The organism is Silvania sp. (assembly GCF_051656365.1).
Classification (GTDB): Bacteria; Pseudomonadota; Gammaproteobacteria; order Enterobacterales; family Enterobacteriaceae; genus Enterobacter; species Enterobacter hatchlandensis.
In genome coordinates, this window is record NZ_JBOGBT010000006.1 from 1 (window position 1) to 24,895 (window position 24,895).

Annotated in this window: 25 protein-coding genes and 3 tRNA genes; 19 read left to right on the forward strand and 9 right to left on the reverse strand. The window is 52.4% G+C overall.

Annotated features, from left to right (window positions below; all coding sequences use genetic code 11):
• The 8 genes from ACRDD5_RS00650 to sdiA all read left to right on the forward strand — a co-directional run.
• Positions 1 to 896 (forward strand): flagellin N-terminal helical domain-containing protein (locus ACRDD5_RS00650; RefSeq protein WP_438675592.1); only part of this gene is annotated, 896 nt, incomplete at its 5' end.
• 163 nt (positions 897 to 1,059) lie between these two features.
• Positions 1,060 to 1,779 carry an RNA polymerase sigma factor FliA gene (locus ACRDD5_RS00655; protein ID WP_271282296.1) on the forward strand — a complete coding sequence of 240 codons (720 nt, stop codon included), beginning with the start codon at positions 1,060 to 1,062 and terminating at the stop codon, positions 1,777 to 1,779.
• Between the two features lie 54 nt (positions 1,780 to 1,833).
• Positions 1,834 to 2,385 carry a flagella biosynthesis regulatory protein FliZ gene (gene fliZ / locus ACRDD5_RS00660; protein WP_271282297.1) on the forward strand — a complete coding sequence of 184 codons (552 nt, stop codon included), beginning with the start codon at positions 1,834 to 1,836 and terminating at the stop codon, positions 2,383 to 2,385.
• 88 nt (positions 2,386 to 2,473) lie between these two features.
• Positions 2,474 to 3,274, forward strand: coding sequence for a cystine ABC transporter substrate-binding protein (gene tcyJ / locus ACRDD5_RS00665; RefSeq protein WP_438675593.1), 801 nt, complete (start codon positions 2,474 to 2,476; stop codon positions 3,272 to 3,274).
• 106 nt (positions 3,275 to 3,380) lie between these two features.
• Positions 3,381 to 4,367, forward strand: a complete 987-nt coding sequence (gene dcyD, locus ACRDD5_RS00670; RefSeq protein WP_438675594.1) for a D-cysteine desulfhydrase — start codon at positions 3,381 to 3,383, stop codon at positions 4,365 to 4,367.
• A gap of 21 nt (positions 4,368 to 4,388) precedes the next feature.
• Positions 4,389 to 5,057, forward strand: a complete 669-nt coding sequence (gene tcyL / locus ACRDD5_RS00675; protein WP_271282300.1) for a cystine ABC transporter permease — start codon at positions 4,389 to 4,391, stop codon at positions 5,055 to 5,057.
• Positions 5,054 to 5,806, forward strand: coding sequence for an L-cystine ABC transporter ATP-binding protein TcyN (gene tcyN, locus ACRDD5_RS00680; RefSeq protein WP_271282301.1), 753 nt, complete (start codon positions 5,054 to 5,056; stop codon positions 5,804 to 5,806). The genes tcyL and tcyN overlap by 4 nt, the downstream gene beginning before the upstream one ends.
• A 221-nt stretch (positions 5,807 to 6,027) precedes the next feature.
• A complete protein-coding gene (gene sdiA / locus ACRDD5_RS00685; protein ID WP_271282302.1) occupies positions 6,028 to 6,750 on the forward strand; it encodes a transcriptional regulator SdiA in 723 nt (240 codons plus the stop codon).
• Positions 6,751 to 6,816: 66 nt separating this feature from the next.
• On the opposite strand, the gene ACRDD5_RS00690 is transcribed toward sdiA, so the two are convergent.
• The gene (locus ACRDD5_RS00690; RefSeq protein ID WP_271268608.1) at positions 6,817 to 7,041 is read right to left on the reverse strand and encodes a DUF2594 family protein; all 225 of its coding nucleotides are present in this window, start codon (positions 7,039 to 7,041) and stop codon (positions 6,817 to 6,819) included.
• Between the two features lie 465 nt (positions 7,042 to 7,506).
• Here ACRDD5_RS00690 and uvrY point away from each other — a divergent pair, with 465 nt between their 5' ends.
• The 6 genes from uvrY (at position 7,507) to ACRDD5_RS00720 (ending at position 11,042) form a co-directional block, all read left to right on the forward strand.
• Positions 7,507 to 8,163, forward strand: coding sequence for a UvrY/SirA/GacA family response regulator transcription factor (uvrY, locus tag ACRDD5_RS00695; protein ID WP_142486287.1), 657 nt, complete (start codon positions 7,507 to 7,509; stop codon positions 8,161 to 8,163).
• Entirely contained in the window at positions 8,160 to 9,992 is a 1,833-nt protein-coding gene (gene uvrC / locus ACRDD5_RS00700; RefSeq protein ID WP_271282304.1) for an excinuclease ABC subunit UvrC, read from the forward strand. The genes uvrY and uvrC overlap by 4 nt, the downstream gene beginning before the upstream one ends.
• A gap of 56 nt (positions 9,993 to 10,048) precedes the next feature.
• Positions 10,049 to 10,597: a CDP-diacylglycerol--glycerol-3-phosphate 3-phosphatidyltransferase gene (gene pgsA / locus ACRDD5_RS00705; RefSeq protein WP_271282305.1), complete on the forward strand. Its 549-nt coding sequence runs from the start codon at positions 10,049 to 10,051 to the stop codon at positions 10,595 to 10,597.
• 144 nt (positions 10,598 to 10,741) lie between these two features.
• Positions 10,742 to 10,817, forward strand: a tRNA-Gly gene (locus ACRDD5_RS00710).
• A 53-nt stretch (positions 10,818 to 10,870) separates the two neighbouring features.
• Positions 10,871 to 10,944: transfer RNA gene (locus ACRDD5_RS00715), tRNA-Cys, on the forward strand.
• Between the two features lie 12 nt (positions 10,945 to 10,956).
• Positions 10,957 to 11,042, forward strand: a tRNA-Leu gene (locus ACRDD5_RS00720).
• Positions 11,043 to 11,286: 244 nt separating this feature from the next.
• Here the strand turns inward: ACRDD5_RS00720 and ACRDD5_RS00725 are convergent.
• Positions 11,287 to 11,514, reverse strand: a complete 228-nt coding sequence (locus ACRDD5_RS00725; protein ID WP_271282306.1) for a hypothetical protein — start codon at positions 11,512 to 11,514, stop codon at positions 11,287 to 11,289.
• 363 nt (positions 11,515 to 11,877) lie between these two features.
• Between ACRDD5_RS00725 and ACRDD5_RS00730 the strand changes: the two genes are divergently transcribed.
• Positions 11,878 to 13,998, forward strand: coding sequence for a UvrD-helicase domain-containing protein (locus ACRDD5_RS00730; RefSeq protein ID WP_438675595.1), 2,121 nt, complete (start codon positions 11,878 to 11,880; stop codon positions 13,996 to 13,998).
• Between the two features lie 9 nt (positions 13,999 to 14,007).
• Positions 14,008 to 15,450 carry an ATP-dependent DNA helicase gene (locus ACRDD5_RS00735; RefSeq protein ID WP_438675596.1) on the forward strand — a complete coding sequence of 481 codons (1,443 nt, stop codon included), beginning with the start codon at positions 14,008 to 14,010 and terminating at the stop codon, positions 15,448 to 15,450.
• A 156-nt stretch (positions 15,451 to 15,606) separates the two neighbouring features.
• Here ACRDD5_RS00735 and ACRDD5_RS00740 read toward each other — a convergent pair whose 3' ends face one another.
• The 3 genes from ACRDD5_RS00740 to idnO are packed head-to-tail and all read right to left on the reverse strand — an operon-like array spanning position 15,607 to position 17,380.
• Complete coding sequence (locus ACRDD5_RS00740) at positions 15,607 to 16,074, reverse strand: YhcH/YjgK/YiaL family protein (protein WP_271282309.1); 468 nt, start codon at positions 16,072 to 16,074, stop codon at positions 15,607 to 15,609.
• Positions 16,071 to 16,601, reverse strand: a complete 531-nt coding sequence (locus tag ACRDD5_RS00745; RefSeq protein ID WP_438675597.1) for a gluconokinase — start codon at positions 16,599 to 16,601, stop codon at positions 16,071 to 16,073. Before ACRDD5_RS00745 ends, ACRDD5_RS00740 begins: the two co-directional genes overlap by 4 nt.
• A 14-nt stretch (positions 16,602 to 16,615) precedes the next feature.
• The gene (gene idnO, locus ACRDD5_RS00750) at positions 16,616 to 17,380 is read right to left on the reverse strand and encodes a gluconate 5-dehydrogenase (protein WP_438675598.1); all 765 of its coding nucleotides are present in this window, start codon (positions 17,378 to 17,380) and stop codon (positions 16,616 to 16,618) included.
• 253 nt (positions 17,381 to 17,633) lie between these two features.
• Between idnO and ACRDD5_RS00755 the strand changes: the two genes are divergently transcribed.
• The 3 genes from ACRDD5_RS00755 (at position 17,634) to ACRDD5_RS00765 (ending at position 21,084) form a co-directional block, all read left to right on the forward strand.
• Complete coding sequence (locus ACRDD5_RS00755; RefSeq protein ID WP_271282312.1) at positions 17,634 to 18,626, forward strand: LacI family DNA-binding transcriptional regulator; 993 nt, start codon at positions 17,634 to 17,636, stop codon at positions 18,624 to 18,626.
• Between the two features lie 143 nt (positions 18,627 to 18,769).
• Positions 18,770 to 19,720, forward strand: a complete 951-nt coding sequence (locus ACRDD5_RS00760) for a 2-hydroxyacid dehydrogenase (protein WP_438675599.1) — start codon at positions 18,770 to 18,772, stop codon at positions 19,718 to 19,720.
• Positions 19,721 to 19,773: 53 nt separating this feature from the next.
• Entirely contained in the window at positions 19,774 to 21,084 is a 1,311-nt protein-coding gene (locus ACRDD5_RS00765) for an MFS transporter (RefSeq protein WP_271282352.1), read from the forward strand.
• A gap of 31 nt (positions 21,085 to 21,115) precedes the next feature.
• Here ACRDD5_RS00765 and ACRDD5_RS00770 read toward each other — a convergent pair whose 3' ends face one another.
• From ACRDD5_RS00770 to ACRDD5_RS00785, 4 genes are read right to left on the reverse strand one after another with little or no spacing between them, the layout of a single operon-like run.
• Positions 21,116 to 21,448: a cupin domain-containing protein gene (locus tag ACRDD5_RS00770; protein ID WP_271282314.1), complete on the reverse strand. Its 333-nt coding sequence runs from the start codon at positions 21,446 to 21,448 to the stop codon at positions 21,116 to 21,118.
• A 20-nt stretch (positions 21,449 to 21,468) separates the two neighbouring features.
• A complete protein-coding gene (locus ACRDD5_RS00775) occupies positions 21,469 to 22,434 on the reverse strand; it encodes an ABC transporter permease (RefSeq protein ID WP_271282315.1) in 966 nt (321 codons plus the stop codon).
• On the reverse strand, positions 22,431 to 23,411 hold the full coding sequence (locus ACRDD5_RS00780; RefSeq protein WP_271282316.1) for an ABC transporter permease: 981 nt from the start codon (positions 23,409 to 23,411) through the stop codon (positions 22,431 to 22,433). The genes ACRDD5_RS00775 and ACRDD5_RS00780 overlap by 4 nt, the downstream gene beginning before the upstream one ends.
• Positions 23,404 to 24,885 carry a sugar ABC transporter ATP-binding protein gene (locus ACRDD5_RS00785; protein WP_438675600.1) on the reverse strand — a complete coding sequence of 494 codons (1,482 nt, stop codon included), beginning with the start codon at positions 24,883 to 24,885 and terminating at the stop codon, positions 23,404 to 23,406. The genes ACRDD5_RS00780 and ACRDD5_RS00785 overlap by 8 nt, the downstream gene beginning before the upstream one ends.
• Between the last annotated feature and the right edge of the window lie 10 nt (positions 24,886 to 24,895).

Genomic DNA, 24,895 nt, shown 5'->3' on the forward strand with positions numbered 1-24,895 from the left:
TTGAGCGTCTGTCCTCCGGCCTGCGTATCAACAGCGCGAAAGACGATGCTGCGGGTCAGGCGATTGCTAACCGTTTCACCTCGAACATTAACGGTCTGAACGTGGCGGCGCGTAATGCGAACGACGGTATTTCTCTGGCGCAGACTGCAGAAGGCGCGCTGGGCGAAATCAACAACAACCTGCAGCGAATCCGTGACCTGACTGTTCAGGCGCAGAACAGCTCTAACTCCGCGTCTGACATCGACTCTATCCAGTCTGAAGTTAACCAGCGTATGCAGGAAGTGAACCGCGTCACCAAAGAAACAGATTTCAACGGCATTAAAATTCTGGATAACCGAGCGGCTACTGCTAAAAATTATGACTTCCAGGTCGGTTCTAAAGATGGTGAGAAAATCAGCATCGGTATCAATGGTAGTGGTGGCTGGAACCTAGCAACAGCAGGTGCCGCAGGCATCGATACTGCGGTAGAGAACAAATATGTCATTACAGAAACTGCCGCAACACTGGCTGCAGCTGAAACCAAGAAAGAAGCCGTTAATGGTCAAATGCGTACTGTAGCAGCAGTTGGTTTTGACGTACTGAAAGGTAAAGTAACCGGCGGTGCAGCGGGTGTTGCAGCAGGCACAACGCCTCTGACCGATATCGATGCTGCTATCAAATCAGTCGATACCCAGCGTAGCTCCCTCGGTGCCTCCCAGAACCGTTTTGAATCTACCATCACCAATCTGAACAATACCGTGAACAACCTGTCTGCTGCCCGCAGCCGTATTCAGGATTCCGACTACGCCACCGAAGTATCTAATATGTCCCGCGCGCAGATCCTGCAGCAGGCTGGCTCTTCAGTACTGGCGCAGGCTAACCAGGTTCCACAGACCATGCTGTCCCTGCTGCGTTAATTCAAACTTATCGCGTCAACCCCGCCTCTGCGGGGTTTTTTACTTTCCCTCTATATATAGAACCCCTAAATAACCCCCCATTCCCCCCCCTATTCACACGATTAAAACCCCTCCAGAAACGGATAATCATGCCGATAACTCAACTAACGCAGGGCTGTTTATCGTGAATTCACTCTATACCGCTGATGGTGTAATGGATAAACACTCGCTGTGGCAGCGTTATGTCCCGCTGGTGCGTCACGAAGCATTGCGCCTCCAGGTGCGGCTGCCGGCGAGTGTGGAACTGGACGATCTGCTACAGGCGGGCGGAATCGGGTTATTGAATGCAGTAGACCGGTATGACGCCCTGCAAGGAACGGCATTTACGACTTATGCAGTACAGCGTATTCGTGGTGCGATGCTGGATGAACTGCGCAGCCGTGACTGGGTGCCGCGCAGCGTCCGCCGCAATGCACGCGAAGTGGCGCAGGCGATGGGGCAGCTGGAGCAGGAACTTGGGCGCAACGCAACCGAAACTGAAGTGGCGGAGCGTCTGGGTATCGCGACTGTCGAATATCGTCAGATGTTGCTCGATACCAATAACAGCCAACTCTTCTCTTATGACGAGTGGCGTGAAGAGCATGGCGATAGCATCGAACTGGTGACGGACGATCACAAGCAGGAAAACCCGTTGCACCAGTTAATGGAAGGCAACGTGCGCCAGCGCGTAATGGAAGCGATTGAAGCTTTACCGGAACGTGAACAGCTGGTGCTGACGCTCTATTACCAGGAAGAGCTCAATCTCAAAGAGATTGGTGCGGTACTGGAAGTGGGGGAGTCAAGGGTTAGCCAGTTGCACAGCCAGGCCATTAAACGCTTACGGACCAAACTGGGTAAGTTATAGGTGATGCATATCACCCGATAAGTGCCGCACAACGTGTTGAAACCAGGAGTTATCATGACGGTGCAGCAATCTAAAAGACGGCCATTAAGCCGCTACCTTAAAGACTTTAAACACAGCCAGACGCATTGCGCCCACTGCCAGAAGTTACTCGACCGCATCACGCTGGTTCGTCGCGGAGAAATCGTCAATAAAATTGCGATCTCCCGCCTCGATACCTTGCTGGATGAAGCCGGATGGCAGGAAGAGCAGCAGGAGTGGGTGGCGCTATGTCGTTTTTGTGGCGATCTGCATTGCAAAGAGCAGAGCGACTACTTCGACATTATTGGCTTTAAGCAATTCTTGTTTGAACAAACAGAGATGAGCCACGGCACGGTGCGCGAGTATGTTGTGCGTCTGCGTCGTCTTGGCCAGCATCTGACCACGCAGCGAATTTCCCGTGACTTACTGAGCAATGGTTATCTGGATGAAAATCTGGAACCCTGGCTGCCCGCGACCAGCACCAATAACTATCGGATTGCACTGCGCAAATATGCGCAATTCAAAACGCAAATGCCGATGGCGACCAGGCAGAAAGTCCGCCTCGAAACAACTTCTGATATATATTAAAAATGAATAACATGTAGCGCAGTCGTGTTTGACCTTGCGGTTAAACACCCTACACTACACTCAAAATTCCAATGATATCGGGGTAGGTATGAAATTAGCACTTCTGGGTCGTCAGGCGCTGATGGGTGTAATGGCCGTTGCGCTGGTTGCCGGTATGAGCGTCAAAACATTCGCGGCAGAAGGTCTGTTGAATAAAGTGAAAGAGCGCGGCACGCTGCTGGTGGGGCTGGAAGGGACGTATCCTCCGTTCAGCTACCAGGGCGATGACGGCAAACTGACCGGTTTTGAAGTTGAGTTCGCCGAAGAGTTGGCGAAGCACCTCGGCGTGAAAGCGTCGCTGAAACCGACCAAATGGGACGGCATGCTGGCCTCGCTGGACTCAAAACGTATTGATGTGGTGATTAACCAGGTCACCATCTCTGACGAACGTAAGAAAAAGTATGATTTCTCCACGCCGTATACCGTCTCCGGTATCCAGGCGCTGGTGAAAAAAGGCAATGAAGGCACTATCAAGTCGGCTGCGGACCTGAAAGGGAAAAAAGTCGGTGTTGGTCTGGGCACTAACTACGAAGAGTGGCTGCGTAAAAACGTACAGGGCGTGGACATTCGTACCTATGATGATGACCCGACTAAATACCAGGATCTGCGCGTAGGCCGTATCGACGCCATTCTGGTTGACCGTCTGGCAGCGCTGGATCTGGTTAAGAAAACCAAAGACACGCTGGCCGTTGCCGGTGATGCGTTCTCCCGCCAGGAAGCGGGCGTAGCAATCCGTAAAGACAACGACGATCTGGTCAAAGCTATCGACGCTGCAATCGCCGAGATGCAAAAAGACGGCAGCCTGAAGGCGCTCTCCGAGAAGTGGTTCGGGGCAGATATCACAAAGTAAGCAGTTAGCTAACAAAAAAGGCGCTTATCAAAGCGCCTTTTTTATTTCCTCGCCGTCAGCGTGCATAATAAAAACATCAGACTTAGACAGGGTTACGGAGGTTTTCATGTCACTACAGAACTTAACGCGTTTTCCACGCCTCGAATTTATTGGCGCACCCACTCCGCTGGAGTATTTACCGCGCTTATCGGATTACCTCGGGCGCGATATTTTGATCAAACGTGACGATGTGACGCCGATGGCAATGGGCGGCAATAAGCTGCGCAAACTGGAGTTTCTGGCGGCGGATGCCCTGCGCGAAGGGGCCGATACGCTGATTACCGCAGGGGCGATTCAGTCCAACCATGTTCGCCAGACCGCCGCCGTGGCGGCCAAGCTGGGCCTGCACTGCGTGGCGCTGCTGGAAAACCCGATTGGTACCCGGGCAGAAAACTACCTCAGCAACGGCAACCGCCTGCTGCTGGATCTGTTTAATGTGCAAATCGAGATGTGCGATGCCCTGACCGATCCGCAGGCGCAGCTTCACGAGCTGGCGACCCGCGTCGAAGCACAGGGTTTTCGCCCTTACGTGATTCCGGTGGGCGGTTCAAACGCGCTGGGTGCGCTGGGCTACGTCGAAAGCGCGCTGGAGATTGCCCAGCAGTGTGAAGGCGCGGTCGGGATCTCCTCGGTGGTGGTGGCCTCCGGCAGTGCGGGCACCCATGCCGGGCTGGCGGTTGGGCTGGAGCAACTGATGCCCGAGGTCGAGCTGATTGGCGTCACCGTGTCGCGCAGCATCGCGATGCAAAAGCCGAAGGTCGTCACCCTGCAGCAGGAGGTGGCGCAGCAGCTGGAGGTGAGCGCCAGTAACGACATTATTCTGTGGGACGACTACTTTGCGCCCGGCTACGGCACCCCGAATGACGAGGGGACGGAGGCGGTAAAACTGCTGGCGCGGCTGGAAGGGATCCTGCTGGATCCGGTTTACACCGGTAAAGCGATGGCAGGGCTTATCGACGGTATCAGTCAGAAGCGCTTTAAAGATGAAGGACCGATTCTGTTTATTCATACTGGCGGTGCACCGGCGCTGTTTGCCTACCATCCTCATGTCTAAAGCACAGGCAGAAAAATCATAATGCAAGAAAGTATCCAACTGGTGATTGATTCATTGCCCTTCCTGCTGAAAGGCGCGGTATTTACGCTGCAGCTGAGTATCGGCGGGATGTTCTTTGGACTGGTGCTGGGCTTTGTGCTGGCATTGATGCGCATGTCGCCCATCCTGCCCGTCCGCTGGCTGGCGCGGTTCTATATCTCGGTGTTTCGCGGTACGCCGCTTATTGCCCAGCTGTTTATGATCTATTACGGTTTGCCGCAGTTCGGTATCGAGCTTGATCCGATCCCGGCGGCGATGATTGGCCTGTCGCTGAACACCGCGGCCTACACCTCGGAAACGCTGCGCGCGGCGATCTCTTCCATCGAAAAAGGGCAGTGGGAAGCGGCGGCCAGTATTGGCATGACGCCGTGGCAAACCCTGCGTCGCGCTATTCTCCCGCAGGCGGCGCGCGTGGCTCTGCCCCCGCTCAGCAACAGTTTTATCAGCCTGGTGAAAGACACCTCGCTGGCGGCCACCATTCAGGTGCCGGAGCTGTTCCGCCAGGCGCAGCTCATCACCTCACGCACGCTGGAGGTTTTTACCATGTACCTCGCGGCCTCGCTGATCTACTGGGTGATGGCGACGGTGCTCTCGGCGCTGCAGAACCATTTTGAAAACCAGCTTAACCGCCAGGAGCGTGATCCGAAATGAGTGCTATCGACGTCAAAAACCTGGTGAAGAAATTTCACGGACAGACCGTTCTGCACGGGATCGACCTCGAAGTGCAGGAAGGGGAGGTAGTGGCGATCATCGGGCCGAGCGGCTCGGGTAAAACCACGCTGTTGCGCAGTATCAACCTGCTGGAACACCCCGAGGGCGGAACCATCCGCGTGGGCGATATCACCATCGATACGGGTAAATCGCTTAACCAGCAGAAGGGGCTGATCCGCCGCCTGCGTCAGCAGGTGGGGTTTGTATTTCAGAGCTTTAATCTGTTTCCGCATCGCACGGTGCTGGAAAACATTATTGAAGGGCCGGTGATCGTCAAAGGCGAGTCGAAAGAGGATGCCACTGCCCGCGCCCGCGAGCTGCTGACGAAGGTGGGGCTGTCGGGTAAAGAGACCAGCTATCCGCGTCGACTCTCCGGCGGGCAGCAGCAGCGCGTAGCCATTGCCCGCGCGTTGGCTATGCGACCTGACGTCATTCTGTTTGATGAACCGACCTCGGCGCTGGATCCGGAGCTGGTGGGCGAGGTGCTGAACACCATTCGTCAGCTGGCGCAGGAGAAGCGTACCCTTGTCATCGTCACCCACGAGATGAGCTTTGCCCGCGACGTTGCGGACCGGGCGATCTTCATGGATCAAGGACGCATCGTAGAACAGGGGCCGGCAAAATCACTGTTTGCCAACCCGCAGCAGCCACGTACGAAGCAATTTCTGGAAAAATTTCTAATGCAGTAGCATTTTTGCACTCTTTTGCTCCGGAATTAATCTCCGGAGCAAATTATTGTTCCTGTGAATGCATCTGGGCGTGATTAAATGCTGTCGATATGCTTATAACTCTATAATTTCTGTAGATATTTGCCGCTGAGCCGATATTTTATATATATAAATAAGATTTATGTGTTAGTTTATGAATACATAATAATGATTATCTTTTACAGGGGTTTTATTTCGTAAGTATGAAGGATTTAGACTTTTTCACATGGCGACGGGAATGCTTTGTGCGGTTTCAGGAGATGACTTCTGCCGACGAGGTATATTCCGAACTACAACGACAAACCCAGACGCTGGGTTACGATTTTTATGCCCTCTGCGTGCGTCATCCGGTACCTTTCACGCGGCCTAAACTCTCGCTGCATTCGACCTACCCGCAGCAATGGATGTCTCAGTATCAGGCAGAAAATTACTTTGCGATCGATCCGGTACTGAAGCCGGAGAATTTCGTGCACGGTCATTTACCCTGGAATGATGCGTTATTCGCGGAGGCACAACCTCTGTGGGACGGTGCGCGTGACCATGGGCTGCGCAAGGGAATTACGCAATGTCTGATGCTGCCGAATCATGCGCTTGGTTTTCTTTCGGTATCCAGTACCAGTCTCTCTGGGCAGGCAATGGCGGGCGAAGTGGTTGAATTACGTCTACAAATGCTGGTGCAAATGGCGATGACCACGCTGCTGCGTTTCGAGCATGAAATGGTGATGCCGCCGGAGATGAAATTCAGCAAGCGCGAAAAAGAAATTCTGAAATGGACGGCGGAAGGGAAAACGTCAGCAGAAATAGCGATCATTCTGTCTATTTCTGAAAACACGGTAAACTTCCATCAGAAGAATATGCAGAAGAAATTCAATGCGCCTAATAAGACGCAGATTGCGTGCTATGCGGCCGCGACGGGGATTATCTGACAACACTTCTGTTCTGCGTGGCAGGCGAGTAAACGGCTGAATGCGATGCTTTCAGCCGTTTTTGTTTTATTGACGGTAAGCTTGTTTGATTTGCTTAACGGTGCCGGAAAATACCTCGGCCTGAGCCTGGTCTTCCATCTGCGCGATTTGGCGTTCCATCTTAATGATCACACGCCCAGCGTCTGCCTGACCCATCGCCTGCAGCATCAGCGTCAGCAGTGATTTCAGGCAGGAGACTTCCTGCGCCAGTTCTTGATTATTTTCTGCAGTGGCGAAATCAGGTGTGCTCATTTATTTTCCTCATTAAAAAACGGCGCTTAAGCGCTTAGATCAAAGTTATGGCGGCGGAGTATACCACAAGCTGTCTGGAAAAACGCAGTGGTTGTTTTTTGTTCTTTTTCGCATTCTGTTTATTTAACTGAACAAGCATTAAGTTTATGTGTTCTGCCTGTTTAGTCGTAATTAATTGTTGGTTAAGGTTTGCGCGGCGTTAATTGTTGTTACAAAAATCTATTAGATATTTTAACAAAACTAAAATAGCGCTAAAAAAATGTGGTTTCCGAAAACATCAGGCTGCGAACCTGTCTGCAGCGCGTTACGTAAGGTTTTTGTTTCCAGTTGATGTACAAGTTAATTTCCAAAAACGAGAGCCCTGGGGCGAGCGTCCTGTTTTAACGTTTTTAAGTTGAGTCAAAAACCGTTAATATAAGCCGAATTAGCTGTCCGTAGCGTTATCCCTATTCTGGAGAATGTCCTTTGATCAACGTCCTTCTTGTTGATGACCACGAACTGGTGCGCGCAGGGATACGACGCATTCTTGAAGATATAAAAGGTATTAAAGTCGCCGGTGAGGCTTGCTGCGGTGAAGACGCCGTCAAATGGTGCCGTTCAAATAGCGCTGATGTTGTGCTGATGGACATGAATATGCCCGGCATTGGCGGTCTGGAAGCGACCCGCAAGATCGCCCGCTCCTTTGTGGATACCAAAGTCATCATGCTGACGGTTCATACCGAGAATCCGCTGCCTGCAAAAGTGATGCAGGCCGGCGCGGCGGGTTATTTAAGTAAAGGTGCAGCCCCGCAGGAGATGGTCAATGCCATCCGGTCCGTGTTTTCCGGGCAGCGCTATATTGCCTCTGATATCGCGCAGCAGATGGCCCTGAGCCAGATTGAGCCAGAAAAAACCGAATCGCCGTTTGCCAGTTTGTCTGAGCGTGAATTGCAGATTATGCTGATGATCACCAAAGGTCAGAAGGTGAATGAGATTTCCGAGCAGCTGAATCTCAGCCCGAAAACGGTGAACAGCTACCGCTACCGCATGTTCAGTAAACTGAACATCCATGGCGACGTCGAACTTACTCACCTGGCCATTCGCCACGGTCTTTGCAATGCCGAGACCTTAATAAGCCAGTGAGTAACGTGTTTGAATCCAGTGCTTTTCTTAAAACCGTAACCAGCCAGCCAGGCGTCTACCGGATGTACGACGCGGGCGGCACGGTTATTTATGTCGGAAAAGCGAAGGATCTGAAAAAGCGCCTTTCCAGCTATTTCCGCAGCAATCTCGCCTCCCGCAAGACAGAGGCGCTTGTCGCGCAGATCCAGCAAATCGACGTCACCGTCACCCATACGGAGACCGAAGCGCTGCTGCTGGAGCATAACTACATCAAGCTATATCAGCCGCGTTACAACGTGCTGCTACGTGATGACAAATCCTATCCCTTTATCTTTCTCAGCGGCGATACCCATCCGCGCCTGGCGACCCATCGCGGCGCGAAGCATGCGAAAGGTGAGTATTTCGGCCCATTCCCTAACGGCTATGCCGTGCGGGAAACCCTGGCACTGTTACAAAAAATCTTCCCAATCCGCCAGTGTGAAAACAGCGTCTATCGCAACCGCTCCCGGCCCTGTCTGCAGTATCAGATTGGCCGCTGTCTGGGGCCGTGCGTGGAAGGGCTGGTCAGCGAAGAGGAGTATGCTCAGCAGGTGGACTACGTGCGCCTGTTCCTTGCCGGGAAAGACGATCAGGTGCTGACCCAGCTGATTGCGCGCATGGAAAAGGCCAGCCAGGCGCTGGCCTTTGAAGAGGCCGCGCGCATTCGCGATCAGATCCAGGCGGTACGTCGGGTCACGGAAAAACAGTTTGTCTCCAACACCGGCGACGATCTTGACGTGATTGGCGTGTCGTTTGACGCGGGTATGGCCTGCGTGCACGTGCTGTTTATCCGCCAGGGTAAAGTGCTGGGCAGCCGCAGCTATTACCCGAAGGTGCCGGGCGGCACGGAACTTGGCGAAGTGGTGGAAACCTTTGTCGGCCAGTTCTATTTACAGGGCAGTCAGATGCGCACCCTGCCGTCGGAAATCCTGCTCGATTTTAACCTCAGCGATAAAACGCTGCTGGCGGATTCGCTTTCGGAGCTGGCAGGGCGTCGCGTCAACGTTCAGACCAAACCCCGCGGCGATCGCGCCCGCTATCTGAAGCTGGCACGCACCAACGCGGCCACGGCGCTGACGACCAAACTGTCGCAACAGTCAACGATTCATCAGCGTCTGAATGCGCTGGCAACCGTGCTGAACCTGCCGGAAGTGAAGCGGATGGAGTGTTTCGATATCAGCCATACGATGGGGGAGCAAACTGTGGCCTCCTGCGTGGTATTCGATGCTAACGGCCCTCTGCGGGCTGAATATCGCCGCTATAACATCACGGGCATCACGCCAGGGGATGATTACGCCGCGATGAATCAGGTGCTGCGCCGTCGTTACGGAAAAGCGATTGAAGAAAGTAAGATCCCGGATGTGATTGTCATCGACGGGGGCAAAGGTCAACTTGGTCAGGCAAAAGCGGTATTTGCCGAACTGGACGTCGCCTGGGATAAGCATCATCCGCTGCTGCTGGGCGTGGCAAAAGGTACCGATCGTAAGGCCGGGCTGGAAACCCTGTTTCTGGAGCCGGAAGGAGAGGGCTTTAACTTGCCGCCGGATTCGCCTGCGCTGCATGTTATCCAACATATTCGCGATGATTCGCACGATCACGCGATTGGCGGTCACCGTAAAAAACGGGCAAAAGTTAAAAATACCAGTACCCTGGAGACAATCGAAGGCGTTGGGCCAAAACGTCGCCAGATGCTGTTGAAATATATGGGAGGTTTGCAAGGTTTACTCAACGCCAGCGTCGAGGAAATTGCAAAAGTGCCGGGTATTTCGCAAGGGCTGGCAGAAAAGATCTACTACTCGTTGAAACATTGAGGGCTCTGTAGCAACATAGGGCTAATAATTACTGACAACAAACAGTTACCGTCCCTATGCGATTAAATATCCCTACGTTGTTGACGCTTTTTCGCGTCGTCCTTATCCCTTTCTTTGTACTGGCTTTTTATCTGCCATTCGTCTGGGCTCCCTTCGCATGTGCACTGATCTTTTTTGTCGCGGCAGTGACAGACTGGTTTGATGGCTACCTGGCGCGTCGCTGGAACCAGAGCACCCGTTTTGGCGCCTTCCTCGATCCGGTCGCGGACAAGGTGATGGTCGCGATCGCGATGGTGCTGGTGGTTGAGCACTACCACACCTGGTGGGTGACGCTGCCAGCCGCCACCATGATTGCCCGCGAAATCATTATCTCGGCCCTGCGTGAGTGGATGGCTGAGCTGGGTAAACGCAGCAGCGTGGCGGTTTCGTGGATTGGAAAGGTGAAGACCACGTCACAGATGGCCGCGCTGGTGTGGATGCTGTGGCGTCCCAACGAGTGGGTAGAGTGGGCCGGTATCGGTCTGTTTATGGTTTCTGCGGTGCTGACGCTGTGGTCGATGCTGCAATATTTGAACGCCGCGCGCGGGGATTTGCTTGATCAGTGATCGTTTCGCCGTAATTTTCAGCAAACGATCTATGGTTGCGAAAAATAACGTTGACTCAAAACGTCAGGTAAGTAGAATGCAACGCATCGAACGGCGGCACGCTTCGCCAGTCGATAGCAAAATCAAGTGATTAGCTTGATGATTGCGGGAATAGCTCAGTTGGTAGAGCACGACCTTGCCAAGGTCGGGGTCGCGAGTTCGAGTCTCGTTTCCCGCTCCAAATTTAGAAACATCGGCAATTGCGGGTGTGAGTTGTAAGAGCAAAGATTTTAAGGCGCGTTAGCAAAGCGGTTATGTAGCGGATTGCAAATCCGTCTAGTCCGGTTCGACTCCGGAACGCGCCTCCAATTTCTTCCCGAGCCCGGATGGTGGAATCGGTAGACACAAGGGATTTAAAATCCCTCGGCCATAGGCTGTACGAGTTCAAGTCTCGTTCCGGGTACCATGGGAAATAAGCAGAATAATCAAAGCAATAAGCAGTGTCGTGAAACCACCGAAAGGTGGTTTTTTTGTGCCTGAAATTTGTGCCCAGGGGGGCCCATGGGGTGCAATGACGTTCAATTTTCAGCCTGGGAATGCACATTTTCATGCCTCAATCCCAGCACAGGAAATACCGCAGTGTAAGCGATTTTCCGGTACCTTCTCCGGACATGGAACACCCTCAGCCGTTCCAGGTCAGGAAATGAAATTTAAAACACCTTTGATGAAAAATCGTTTTTTACTTCACTTTCTATATAGGTATTCAGACCCCACCCGGCACGTGCCAGCTCTTTCATTTTTTCCAGATGTTCCGGCCCGGGATGGCGGATATCGTAAACATAGACGTGATTGTTCTTAAAACGGACTTTAATCGAGTTGGCCTCAATCTGGAAGCTGACGACCTGTGAATCACCGCTTTTGTTGGCGTAATTTTCCATACCGCATCCTGTTAGCTAAGCCTGATTTCTGGCGAAGTTATCTATTAACCACGTCCTGCATTCTCATACAGGGTACTGGCTCACGCTTTGCGTAACAGACCAAAATAATATACGCCACTCTGAAATTTACTCTCAGCCAGACATCCCCCTGATTCACTCATCAGCCCGAGTTGGGAACAGAAAAAGGCCTTTATTGCGTAGTCATACCGCTATCGTTAGGGTAAATTACTGAGGTATCCCCTCACGTCTTTTGATTTAACTAAATTTTTGTTTGCCGTTAAACCAGCATGCACAGATGAGTAATGCGGTGTTATACCGGTCTGCGTGAGTCTCCAGTGCTTTCATCTTAAGATAATGACGCCAATGGTCTGGACAATAGAATTTACCGCGCAGTTTGAGAAAGAGCTAAAACAGTTAACGACTGCGATGGGAACGGCGTGGCTTAGCGAACTGGACAACATAAAAGATTATCCCTTTAATGTTAATGCTTCTTCTCTTAAAGAGGGGAATCCGTCAAAAGGGTATCGTTGGCGGAAAGGCGAATTAACGATCAATTTCCGCCTGCAGTTATCATCTTCCTCAATACTACTGATTAGTGCAAATCAGCTAAAAAACAAAACACCCCTAAAAGCGGTCGATGAGACCTCACAAGGGATGCTGAGCCAGCTTCTGAAAAGCATTGCCCAACTTAAAGACACGGCTCCAACGCAGGATTTATTAGACGCAGGTGGAATAGAGAACCTGCCGGTGACCATCGAGGAGATATTGCTCGATCAATCAGATCTGTATCTCTTGTCAATACCCGACCATTACCATCCGTATATCCTCGAATGTAACAGTTTTGAACTGGCACGAGCGCGGGGCGTACCTGCTGATATTTGCGATCGTATAGAGGAATATGTTCGTTCTCCGTCTCAACATCAGATTGGGCGTATTTACTCTTTAAGTCATCAGGACTCTTTACTATCAATTGCTTGCGAACCGTTGCGTAAGTTTTTGGCTGTGCTTGATCCCCAACAAAAATCGATAGTTGATAAATCTATTTCTGCAGGACCTATGTTAATCAGGGGAGGGCCAGGCACAGGTAAGACGCTCATCAATTTAGCGCGAATAAACAAAATCCGTGAAGAAGAAGAGAGCAAGACCCTACTTAATGCAGGTCAGATTCGCGTAGGATTCATCACCTTTAATAAGGCATTATCGTTATCAGCAAAAAGCATGTACGATAATATCAGTAAAAAAACGGCTAACGTGAAAGTTGAATTTAAAACACTCGACTCAATTACATACCAGTTAGGCTCGAAGATCACCAGCTCTCAACCAGAGATTGCAAGTCAAAAAAATCAGATCGATTGTTTACGTCATATTGTGTCATCGTTGGGTGAATCTGCTGAGGAAACCTCATATATCGCGACAATAGTACAGCGTAGAGGATGGGCTTTCATACTGGAAGAGTTTGAACAAATTATAGTAGGCAATAACCTGCTGGAACTTACCGACTATCAGGAATTCCCTCGTAAAGGGCGGAAAACACCACTCCAAATTAAAGAAAGAAACGCTATCCATTTGATGTTTAAAGCATGGGTCAAAGCGTTACGTAGCCATAACTTTACGACTTTTGCGCTTCGCCGACTTAAAATATTACGTGCGATGGAAAAGGAACAATTAGCCTTTCAAAAGTACGATTTCCTTTTTGTCGATGAACTACAGGATCTTTCTGTTGTGGCAATACGGATCGTCACCAGACTGGTTTCAGACGTTCGATTTTTGACTTTTACAGCAGATACAGCCCAATCCATTTACCTCAAATCACCTTCCTGGAATGGCATCTATCCCGATTTGCGCTTCCATGCTGGTAATAGTTTTATTTTGCGAAACTCTTACCGAATGACAAAGCAGATAGTCAAAGCTATTCAACCATTACGTTTGAACGCTGGCGATGCAGAAAAGGATGATGACGGAATCAACAATGCTGTTTTCAGTGGCGAGTTGCCCTATTGGGTTCATTCTCCGGCTGAGAAGCACCTGAGTTACACGGCTGATATCATCAGCAGATTAATAAATGTTCTCAAGATCAATCCGGGTCAGATCGCCATAATGGTGCCAGATATCAAACTAACAGAAAGTGCGATGTCGCAAATGTCCTCTGCAGGCATTGCGGCAGAAACTGTTAATCGGGCAAATGCCATTGATCTTGATGCACCACATGTTCACATTTTGACACCTCATGCAGCAAAGGGGCTCGAGTTTCCTTTTGTGTTCGCTCTTTATGTCACCAGTGACAAATACCCGCAAAAAGCGGCACTCCTGAACTGTATGGACGAGCTTCAGCAAAGTGAAGAAATGGATAAAGCAAAGCGATTGTTATATGTTGCTTTGTCACGGGCAGCCAGAAGTTTATGGATGTTCACGGATAACCGAAGTCCTTGCCTCTTCCTACAGGATCTTAATCAGCAAGACTGGAACAGGCAAATCTTAAGCTGAGAAAACGCTATGGCAGATGATTTAATTAATGAAATGTTGCGATCGGTCCTTGGCGAAACTGCGCCTAAATCAGTCAACTTTGCAGAAATCAATCGCGATATTATTCCTGTGGAAGGGCAACGTCAGGACAGGATATTTTCATCCAACAAGGAATACGATCTCACGGGTATAGAGGTTTCTGATGAGTATCTTGCCGTTGAGAAAGTCCTGACATCGGGAATACCGGCAGCAATGTTTGTGACTGGTGAAGCAGGTACGGGTAAGTCGACAATGATCCATTACCTGATGAATAAAATGGAAGGGGTGGCGCTTGTTGCTCCCACGGCAATTGCCGCGACAAATATTGGTGGCGTTACCCTGCACTCTTTTTTTGGCCTGAGCCCCGCGCATTGTGAACCAGATGATGACATTGTTATCCCAATGGCGAAGCGCATTGTTCTGGAAAAAATGACATGCCTGATTATTGATGAAATCTCGATGGTTTCGCCAAATCTTATCGATGTCATGGATAAAATATTACGTCAGGCACGAGAGAGTCACTTACCCTTTGGGGGTGTACCTGTTTTGTTCGTTGGCGATTTGTTTCAGTTACCCCCGGTGGTGTCATCGCAGGAAGAGAGCATCTTCTTTTCACATCGCTACCATACCCGTTTTTTCTTTTCAGCCAATGTTTTTGAAAATATCAATATCGTCCCTGTCAGGTTACGCCAGGTGCGCAGACAGAGTGATGCGACCATGACGACGGCGCTGGCCGATATTCGAATTGGTCACAATCTGGATGTTTCATTAGGCTTATTTAACCGAGAGTGCTACCTGAAACGTACCGGGCAACCCGAGCAAGATAATGTTCATCTGGTGCCCACCAATTCAAAAGCAAATGAAATTAATAGTCGCATGTTGGCCAAATTGCCTGGCGAGACATTTATCTATCATGCCAAAACTGAAGGCATTAAAGATATTTCAAAGTGGCGGTTGAATGTGCCTTCGCGACTGGAGTTAAAAGTCGGTGCAAAAGTCGTGTTCCTGAAAAACAACACGCCATACTGGATTAATGGTGACACGGCAGTCGTTGTTGAACTTGCAGAAGATAAGATATTAGTAAAACTTGACAGAACAGACAATGCTTTGTTAGTTCAAAAGAACAGCTGGCATCAACTTCGCTATAGCTATAATTATCAGTCCCGGCAGTTGGAAAAAGAGATTGTGGCTTCCTTTGAACAATACCCTTTAGCGCCAGGTTGGGCATTGACGATTCATAAATCGCAGGGGATGACCCTGACAGACTACACCATTGATTTTTCAACCACACCCTTTGACTCTGGACAGGTTTATGTTGCACTTTCGAGGGCTAAAACGATGGAGAGTATCAGGCTTACATACCCTGTTAAAAAATCGTTTGTAAAAGTTGAATCAGCTATTATTCAGTTCTATCAAAAACTCGGTTTATTATAATTTGTTCGGCAGTGAACCAAGCTGCAAAAAATTAAAATACATGAACTCAATATGAAAAAAATTGAGCCCGAAGTTAATCTTAAATATGCTCTGGGGCGGTTTTTTCCCTGTCTCAGGCTGGCCCCCACGTTGTGCGACAGGGCCAACCTAAAACACTTAAATCAGTCCCCCATCAACCTTCACAATAATTTTCCGCAGCGGCGCGCCTTCTCCCAGGCTGCCCATCGGGCGATGCAGCTCGCCGGGGAACAGCACCGCCAGCTCGCCAGGGTGCAGATGGATCAGCGTTTCGCTGCTGATCTGGGTGCAAAAGCCAATGTCATGCGCGGCGTTAAATTCCCCGTCCGCAACGATCTCCAGCCCTCGGTTTCCCGCACCAATAATCTCTTCACCCACCAGCACAATGTGGATATCAATATAGTGCCGATGAAATTCCGGGCGCAGTCCGGCGAGCGGATGGGTTTCCCCCTCGACAACGTTAAAGAAAATGTTATCGCCATCGACCGTATATTTACCGGCTGGTAGCGTGTGCGGCTCCTGCTGGATAATGGCGCGCAGCGCTTTGCGGATGGCGGCAGGGTAAAAAGGGTTTTGCTCGGCGCCAGTCAGGGTATCAATGATCATGCCGGGATCCTCTGGAGGGGTTGAGGGTTGAGTAAAGCTAACGCGTGCCCGACAATCTGGGCGACGTCCGGGGCAATATCGACAGCCACAATATCCGGCTCGCTCTCGTCCGGGGCTTCCAGGGCGGCGAACTGGCTGCGCAGCAGCGCTTCTGGCATAAAGTGGCCTTTACGCTGCTGCATGCGCTGCAAAATGCAGTCGTAATCACCGGTGAGCCATAAAAAGCGCAGGGCGGGATTCCCCTGACGGAGCTGGTCACGATAGCGTTTTTTCAACGCCGAACAGACCAGGATACCGGACTCGTTCTTTTGCCCGAGGCTGAAAATAACATCGCCGATGCGATCCAGCCACGGCAGGCGGTCGCTGTCTTCCAGCGGCTGACCGGAGGCCATTTTGACGATATTCTGCCGGGGATGGAGGTCGTCGCCATCAATGAATTTAGCGCCGATGGCATGCGACAGCGCCAGCCCGACGGTGGTTTTCCCGGTGCCCGAGACACCCATTAAGATAATGCAAAGCTCTGCCATGATGCGCTCCCCACTCAGACGGCAACCAGCATTCCGCCGTCGACAAACAGCAGATGCCCGTTCACAAAGTTCGATGCGCTGGATGAGAGGAATACCGCCGCGCCGACCAGCTCCTGCGGATCACCCCAACGCGCGGCAGGCGTGCGTTTGCACAGCCAGTCGGTAAAGGCTTGATCGTCGACCAGCGTCTGGGTCATCGCGGTTTTAAAGTAGCCGGGGGCAATGCCGTTCACCTGGATGTTATGTCGCGCCAGCTCTACGCACATGCCGCGCGTCAGCATTTTGACCGCACCTTTGGCGGCGGCATATGGGGTAATGGTGTCGCGCCCCAGTTCGCTCTGCATGGAGCAGATATTGACGATTTTCCCTGCGTTGCGCGTCACCATCCGTTTCGCGACCGCCTGGGAAACCAGGAATACAGCCGTCTGGTTGACGGAAATAACGTCATTCCACTCCTGAACCGGGAATTCGGTAAAAGGATGACGGCGCTGAATACCGGCGTTATTAAATAAGACATCAATCGGACCCATATTCTGTTCAATCTGGTGAATAGCCGTTTCAACGGAATCCGGATCGGTGACATTAAATACCGCGGTATGGGCCGTCGCGCCTTCATCACGTAATGTCATTGCCGCCTGCTCGGCGCGTTCAGGGGAAATATCATTGATAATAATTTCTGCGCCATATTGCGCCAGACCTTGCGCCATCACCAGGCCGATACCCTGGCCGGAGCCGGTAATTAAAATACGCTTGCCTTGCAAATTGAATAAATTGTTCATCACTGTTTCCTGTATTGCGGCGGAAATGCATTTAGCAGACGCCGTCTATCTCACGGTTTTTACGCCGGAGAAACTGTGATGCAGATCACTGGCAATTATGTTACGAAAAGGGGTTACAGCATGTGTGATCCGGGGCGGGCATTTGCCGGATAATCCTTAGCGTGCGGGCCCTGGCGGGGGAGAGTTCATTCTCTTTTGCGCCCCCAACAGGCATAATGGCGGGATACGGTTTCGGTTATCACGGGCAGCAGCAATGAAAGTACAACGTATTACGTTAGATGATGTCGCCACCCTGGCAGGGGTGACGAAAATGACCGTCAGCCGCTATTTACGCACCCCAGAAAAAGTCAAACCCGAAACGGCAGCGCGTATTGCCAGCGTAATTGCCGAAGTCGGCTATCAGCCCGATCCCGATAATCCCGCCGTCAGCAGCCAGGCGACGCCGCGCATTGGTGTATTAATTCCCTCCTTTAATAACCAGATCTTTGCCGATGTTCTGGCGGGGATTGAGTCAGTAACAACCGCCCACGGATACCAGACGCTGGTGGTTAATTACGATTATGACAGCCAGCGCGAAGAGGAGCAGATTGCGACGGTGCTGGCGCTGAACGTGAAGGCGCTGTTATTAACCGAATCCGTGCATACCCTGCGGGCCGAGAAATACCTTAAAGCGGCAAAAATACCGGTGGCGGAAGTGATGGGTTTATCCTCCAACCCTGATCGGATTAACGTCGGCTTTGATAATTACCGCGCCGGGTTTGATATGACCAATATGCTGCTGGCGAGCGGGAAAAAGCAGATTATCTATTTTGGATCGATGTCCGATATTCGTGATGAACAGCGCTATGCCGGTTATTGCCAGGCGATGAGCGAAGCCGGGCGGGAAGTCGGGCGAATTGCACCGAATAAAGTCTCGTCGGTGATGATTGGCACCGGCATGATGACCCTTGCCAGGCAGATGTATAAAGAGATGGACGGCATTCTCTGCACCAACGATGACCTGGCGGTCGGGGTGTTACAGGAGTGCATCGCCTCGGGTATCAAGGTGCCGCAGGAGATGGCCATCGCCGGTTTTCATGGTCTGGAGATTGGGCAGATCATCACCCCGCGGCTGGCGAGCGTTCTGACTCCGCGCGTTGAAATGGGCAAAGTGGCGACGGAGATCCTGATCAAAAAGATAAAAGGTCTGCCGACCATCGAAAAAGTGGACCTGCACTACCGCCTGTCTCTGGGCGAAACGATCTGAGACCCGGTTTTTGCCTTCAGGATCACGTCATCTGTAACACGGATTTCTAACACGATTCAGCGTGATGTAGATCGCAAAACGCTGCCCGGAAAAGCCGTTTGATAGGACAACGCTAATGTTGAAACTCTCAAACAGGTACTCCAATGACGACTGCAAATCCAAAAACTGTGTTGTTGATTGCTCCGGTAGTTGACGGCTTGCTGGATAAACTCTCCTCTGCCTTCCAGGTTTTCCGCCTGTATGACCAGCACGATCCCCACGCGTTTCTCCAGCAGATAGGGGCGCAGGTGCAGGCCGTGGTCACTCGTGGTGATGTGGGCGTGACCCGTGAGGTGCTGACACAACTGCCGAACGTCGGGCTGGTGGCGATCTTTGGCGTGGGTACGGACGCGGTGGACCTCGACTATACCCGCACCCGCAATATTGCCGTCACTATTACCTCCGGCGTGCTGACCAACGATGTGGCCGATCTGGCGATGGGTCTACTGCTGACCGGCGCTCGCCAGCTCTGCCAGGGCGATAAATTTGTCCGCGAAGGGCGCTGGCTCAAACAGGGGCCGGCGCTGGCAACCCAGGTAAGCGGCAAACGGATTGGGATTTTTGGCATGGGGAATATCGGCCAGGCCATTGCCCGTCGTGCTACCGGATTTGATATGGAGATCCTTTACACCGATCGTAAAAAACTCCAGCACGTCGATTATCAATGGTGCGCGGACCTGCATACCCTCGCACACGAAAGTGATTTTCTGGTGATTGCGGCCTCGGGTGGGGCGGCGAACCGGGGGCTTATTGATACCAGCGTCTTCAACACCATGCCAAAACATGCCTGGCTGATTAACGTTGCACGCGGCAGCCTGGTGGATGAACCCGCCTTAATCCGGGCATTACAAAACGGGGTAATTGCCGGGGCAGGATTAGACGTTTATGAAGACGAGCCGCATGTGCCAGCAGCGCTTATCGCCATGGATAACGTGGTGCTGCAGCCGCATGTGGCCAGCGCCACGCATGAAACCCGGCAGCGCATGAGTGAGGTGGTGTTTAACAATGTCACGGCGTATTTTGCTGCGGCACCGCTGCCGAATGCGATTGATTAATCAGGCTGTATTGACCTCGCGATAACGTTATTTCCCTCGAGAGAGTATGAATGATGAATGAGAAAATACCTGGCACTCGCTGGTTGCGCATCATTGCCCCGGTTCTGATCGCCTGCATTATTTCTTTTATGGACAGAGTTAATATTAGTTTTGCCCTGCCGGGCGGAATGGAAGCCGATTTAGGTATTACCAGCCAGATGGCTGGGGTCGCCAGCGGGATATTTTTTATCGGTTATTTATTTCTGCAAATACCGGGCGGGCGAATTGCCGTTAACGGCAGCGGGAAACGCTTTATCGCCTGGTCGCTGCTGGCCTGGGCGATTGTGTCGGTGGCGACCGGCTTTGTGACGCATCAATACCAGCTGCTGGTGCTGCGCTTTATTCTTGGCGTCTCGGAAGGCGGAATGCTGCCGGTGGTGCTGACGATGGTCAGTAACTGGTTCCCGGAAAAAGAGATCGGCCGGGCCAATGCCTTCGTAATGATGTTTGCCCCGCTGGGCGGCATGTTAACGGCACCGCTGTCAGGCGCGATTATCGCCGCCTTTGACTGGCGCTGGTTGTTTATCATCGAAGGTTTGCTCTCACTGGTGGTGCTGCTGGTGTGGTGGCTGATGATCAGCGACCGCCCGGAAGAGGCGCGCTGGCTACCGGAACGTGAGCGTGATTACCTGCTGACGACGCTGCGTGCCGAGCGAGAAGCCCGCCGCGCGGAAGCTCCGGTCAGCAATGCGCCGCTGAAGGACGTGTTTCGCAACAGCGGCCTGATGAAGCTGGTGGCGCTAAACTTCTTCTACCAGACCGGGGATTACGGCTACACGCTGTGGCTGCCGACGATCCTGAAAAACCTGACCGGGGCCAGTATGGCCAGCGTCGGCGTGCTGGCTGTCCTGCCGTTTATCGCCACCCTCGCCGGGATTTACGTCATTTCGCTGTTCAGCGACCGGAGCGGTAAACGTCGGCTGTGGGTGCGTTTCTCACTGTACAGCTTTGCCGCCGCGCTGCTGGCATCAGTGATCCTGCGGGATCACGTGGTCGCCGCTTATATCGCGCTGGTGGTGTGCGGCTTCTTCCTTAAATCGGCGACCAGTCCGTTCTGGTCGATTCCGGGGCGCATCGCCATGCCAGAGGTGGCCGGGAGCGCGCGTGGGGTGATCAACGGTTTGGGTAATTTGGGCGGGTTCTGCGGGCCATATCTGGTGGGGGTGATGATCTACTTCTACGGGCAAAACGTCGCCGTCTGCGCCCTGGCGGGTTCATTGATCATTGCCGGGACCATTACCTTCTTCCTGCCGAAGCAATGCGACCTGAGCCAGACCCCCGACGTGCCGCCAGCCGCGGACAACGCGCTGCGTCAGGCGCAGTAACCGCTGTGGGCGCGCGCGTCGCGCCCACACATTACGGGCTGTAATGCACCGCCAGCCATAACGTCGGCTCCTGCGGGTCGGTCCATTCCACCCGGTGCCGACAGTGGGCGGGAATATGCACGGAATCCCCCGGATGCAGGATCCGCACCGTATCGTCCTCTTCGAATTTGACCCCTGCCGAACCTCTGATCACCACCACCCATTCGCTTTGGCTCTGGCAGTACCAGAAGCCAGGCGGACTGGCCTGGCCGGTTGAGAGGATGCGCTCAATTTTGATCCCCGGTGCAGACAGCAAGATATCAAAGATTTCCGCCTCGCCGTGAACCACGCTGTCGGGAAGATTTGAGAACAGATTCAACGCCATCCGGATACCTCCGCTGATGATTACGATCGGCGAAATACGTGCGAGAGATGGGCCCCTTTCAGGAAAATAAACGCCAGCAGCAGGCCGCCCCACAGGGCCATGGTGATATAGCTGCTCACGCCCAGAATGTTCAGACCACTTTCCAGCATTTGCAGCAGAATCAGCGCCATCACCATGCCAAAGACTTTACCAAAGCCGCCATCAGGATTTACGCCGCCCAGCACCGCCGCCAGAATCGACACCAGCAGGTAAGACTCGCCGTAAGAGGCCTTGGCCGAGTTGAGCTTTGACATCATCAGCAGCGCGGCGATTACGCACAGCACCGAAGAGAGAATATAGACCCAGATAAGGGTTTTGCGGGTGTTGATCCCGGAATAATGGGTCGCCTGTTCGTTGGAGCCAATCAGATACAGGCTGCGCCCAAAGGCGGTTTTTTCGAGGATCACCCACAGAACGCAGACCACCGCCAGAAATACCAACAGCGGCAGCGGGATGCCGAGGATATTGGTGCTGTTAATCACCAGAATATAGTCCGGGAAATTCGAGATCGCCGAGCCTTTAGAGATCAGAATATTGATGCCTTTCAGCAGGGTCATGATCCCAAGCGTCGCTAAAATCGGTGATACGCGCACCACCGCAATTAAGAACCCATTGATAGAACCAATCACGATGGCCATCGCCAGACCGGCGGCGATCACCAGCAGCATGCTGCCAAAGGTCGGGGGATAGTGGGTGGCGACCCAGGCCATCACCAGCCCGCAGGCGTTCATGGTGGCAATGATTGACAGGTTAATCCCACCGGTGAGAATGGTGACCGCCATCGCTAAGGCCAGCACGCCGAGGATCGGCATTTGTGAGGCGATAGACTGGAAGTTGGCGGAAGACCAGAACACCGACGGGATCAGGAAGCTAAACGCGATAACAACAGCGACGATAAGCAGGCTCAGGTAAATTTCAACGCGATCCTGGGGTTTTCTGGCGCTCATACTCGTACTCCCTGGCCTTTGCGCTGGCTCCATGCGGTCATGCTGATACTGGTGACAATCACCACCCCGGTGACCACCGTGTGCCAGTAAGAGGAGATCCCTAACAGGTTAAGACCGTTTTGTAATACGGCCAGTAAAATAACCCCCAGCAAGGTGCCGAGCAGCGTGCCGCGCCCGCCAACAATGCTGGTGCCGCCTAACACCACGGCGGCAAGAACCGTCAGCTCATAGCCGAGTAAAGAGTCCGGGGCCACGGTTAACACGGTTGCCGACTGCACCACGCCCGCCACGCCGGACATCAGCCCCATATAGCCGTAAACAAACAGCTGCATTTTTAAGATGCCGAATCCCATTCGCGACGCCGCTTCGCGGTTGCCGCCCATGGCGTAAATCATGCGACCGACGCTGGTTTTGTTCATGATAAAGCCGGTTAACGCCACCACTACGATCAGGGTAATGATCGGCAGGCTCAGGCCATAGTCATACCCATCTGCGGCGGTGAATTTAAACAGCATCACCCCTTGTTCAAACCACTCCGGATAGCTGTACAACCAGACACCTTTGGTCAGGTACAGCAGCAGGCCGTAAAAGATATTAAGGGTGGATATGGTAATGATGATCGAAGGCACGTTGAGGCGATTGACCAGCACGGCATTGACCATGCCCAGCAGCAGCCCCAGTCCGCCAGACAGGGCAAAGGCGAGTGCAAAGTTGCCGCTGGTTCCCTGAATCAAGGTGACCATCACGTATTGCGCAATGATGGTCATTGCCGGAAAGGAGATATCGATCCCGCCGGATATCAGGACAATAAACAGGCCGCAGGCGAGGATGGTGAGCATGGCGTAGTTGTTGATCAGGTCATAGATATTGCCAAAGGTCATAAACTCGTCGCTGGCAAACGACAGATAGCCGCCGATCGCCAGTATCGTCAGCCCTAAAAACAGTTCGTGGGTTTTAACCCCGAGGTGTTTACCCATTGACGACCTCTGCCAGAGCGGCTTCCGTAGTATGTTCCGGGAGAATTTCGGCGATGATTTCGCCTTTGCGCATCACTAAAATTCGATGGCTGTTAAAGAAGGCTTCATCGATTTCATCGGTGACCATCAGCACGGCGATCCCCTTGCGCGACAGGGCAGAGATGATTTGATAGATCCCCGCTTTATTGGCAATGTCGACGCCGACGGTGGGCGAGTCAAGAATCAACACTTTGGGATTAATGGCCAGCCATTTGGCAATCGCCACCCGTTGGGCGTTGCCGCCGGACAGGGTATTGACCGGCAGAGTCACGCTGCTAATTTTAATGCTCAGCTGCTCAACCAGATCTGCGACGATGCGGTCGGACTTTGAGGTATCCAGTAACCGGAAAGGCGTTTTCAGCCGCTGCAGGAGCGTCGAAATAATATTGTCATTGATCGACTGATCCATCACCAGGCCGGTGCTCATCCGATCTTCGGAGACGTAGCCAATCCCGGCTTTTACCGCATCCCGGTTGCTGGCGAAATGCACGACCTTATTTTCCAGCATCATCTCGCCGGAATCCGGTCTGGTGAGCCCAAACAAACTCAGGCAGAGTTCCGTGCGCCCGGCACCCAATAACCCGGTAATGGCCAGGATTTCGCCCTGATGGATCTGAAAGGTGATGTCGTGATACTGCTGATGTTTAGTGAGGTTTTTGACGCTTAACGCCACTTCGCCGATTTTTTCTACCGGCGGCAGTACCGCATACGAGAACGCTTTACCGGTCATCAGGAAGGCGAGCTTTTTATTGTTAATGTCGCTGGCGGGGTAAGTGCCGATCAGGGTGCCATTTTTGAGCACGCTGATGCGGTCGGAGATTTCCATCACCTCATCCAGCCGGTGGCTGACGAATACCACGCAGATGTTTCGTTTCTTTAAGTCACCGATCACCCGCAGCAGTCCTTTGACTTCCTGCATGGTGAGCGAGGCGGTGGGTTCATCCATAATAATCAGTCTGGCTTCCTGGGCCAGCGCCCGGCAGATAGCCACAATCTGGCGCTGGGCAATCGGCAGGGATTCCACGGTTGCGTCCAGATCCAGTTGCGCGTCAATGCTTTTAATGGTCAGGGCGGCGATGCGCCGAATTTCGCGCTTATTAACCAGCAAATTATGGTGGTGCTGGTGGATACCGATATTTTCGGCCACGGTTAAGTTGGGGAATAAAGAGAGATCCTGGTAGATTACCTGGATCCCAGCTTTGACCGAGTCGATGGGGGAGAGGTGGGAATAGCGTTTGCCCTCAATGGCAATCTCAAATCCGGGGTCGGGTTTATAGACGCCCGAGATGATTTTAATCAGCGTGGATTTGCCACAGCCATTCTGCCCGGCCAGACAGTGAACCTCTCCGGGAAATAGCGTCAGGGCGATGTTATCCAGCGCTTTCACACCGTAGAAGGTTTTGCTGATCTTACCCAGTGAAATAAACGGCTTCATTGCTACCTCG

Bases quoted from the DNA above. Each gene is read 5' to 3' on its own strand.
- fliZ (WP_271282297.1), top strand. From the start codon at position 1,834: ATGACGGTGCAGCAATCTAAAAGACGGCCATTAAGCCGCTACCTTAAA.
- tcyJ (WP_438675593.1), top strand. From the start codon at position 2,474: ATGAAATTAGCACTTCTGGGTCGTCAGGCGCTGATGGGTGTAATGGCC.
- dcyD (WP_438675594.1), top strand. From the start codon at position 3,381: ATGTCACTACAGAACTTAACGCGTTTTCCACGCCTCGAATTTATTGGC.
- tcyL (WP_271282300.1), top strand. From the start codon at position 4,389: ATGCAAGAAAGTATCCAACTGGTGATTGATTCATTGCCCTTCCTGCTG.
- tcyN (WP_271282301.1), top strand. From the start codon at position 5,054: ATGAGTGCTATCGACGTCAAAAACCTGGTGAAGAAATTTCACGGACAG.
- sdiA (WP_271282302.1), top strand. From the start codon at position 6,028: ATGAAGGATTTAGACTTTTTCACATGGCGACGGGAATGCTTTGTGCGG.
- ACRDD5_RS00690 (WP_271268608.1), bottom strand. From the start codon at position 7,041: ATGAGCACACCTGATTTCGCCACTGCAGAAAATAATCAAGAACTGGCG.
- pgsA (WP_271282305.1), top strand. From the start codon at position 10,049: ATGCGATTAAATATCCCTACGTTGTTGACGCTTTTTCGCGTCGTCCTT.
- ACRDD5_RS00725 (WP_271282306.1), bottom strand. From the start codon at position 11,514: ATGGAAAATTACGCCAACAAAAGCGGTGATTCACAGGTCGTCAGCTTC.
- ACRDD5_RS00730 (WP_438675595.1), top strand. From the start codon at position 11,878: ATGGTCTGGACAATAGAATTTACCGCGCAGTTTGAGAAAGAGCTAAAA.
- ACRDD5_RS00735 (WP_438675596.1), top strand. From the start codon at position 14,008: ATGGCAGATGATTTAATTAATGAAATGTTGCGATCGGTCCTTGGCGAA.
- ACRDD5_RS00740 (WP_271282309.1), bottom strand. From the start codon at position 16,074: ATGATCATTGATACCCTGACTGGCGCCGAGCAAAACCCTTTTTACCCT.
- ACRDD5_RS00745 (WP_438675597.1), bottom strand. From the start codon at position 16,601: ATGGCAGAGCTTTGCATTATCTTAATGGGTGTCTCGGGCACCGGGAAA.
- idnO (WP_438675598.1), bottom strand. From the start codon at position 17,380: ATGAACAATTTATTCAATTTGCAAGGCAAGCGTATTTTAATTACCGGC.
- ACRDD5_RS00755 (WP_271282312.1), top strand. From the start codon at position 17,634: ATGAAAGTACAACGTATTACGTTAGATGATGTCGCCACCCTGGCAGGG.
- ACRDD5_RS00760 (WP_438675599.1), top strand. From the start codon at position 18,770: ATGACGACTGCAAATCCAAAAACTGTGTTGTTGATTGCTCCGGTAGTT.
- ACRDD5_RS00765 (WP_271282352.1), top strand. From the start codon at position 19,774: ATGAATGAGAAAATACCTGGCACTCGCTGGTTGCGCATCATTGCCCCG.
- ACRDD5_RS00770 (WP_271282314.1), bottom strand. From the start codon at position 21,448: ATGGCGTTGAATCTGTTCTCAAATCTTCCCGACAGCGTGGTTCACGGC.
- ACRDD5_RS00775 (WP_271282315.1), bottom strand. From the start codon at position 22,434: ATGAGCGCCAGAAAACCCCAGGATCGCGTTGAAATTTACCTGAGCCTG.
- ACRDD5_RS00780 (WP_271282316.1), bottom strand. From the start codon at position 23,411: ATGGGTAAACACCTCGGGGTTAAAACCCACGAACTGTTTTTAGGGCTG.
- ACRDD5_RS00785 (WP_438675600.1), bottom strand. From the start codon at position 24,885: ATGAAGCCGTTTATTTCACTGGGTAAGATCAGCAAAACCTTCTACGGT.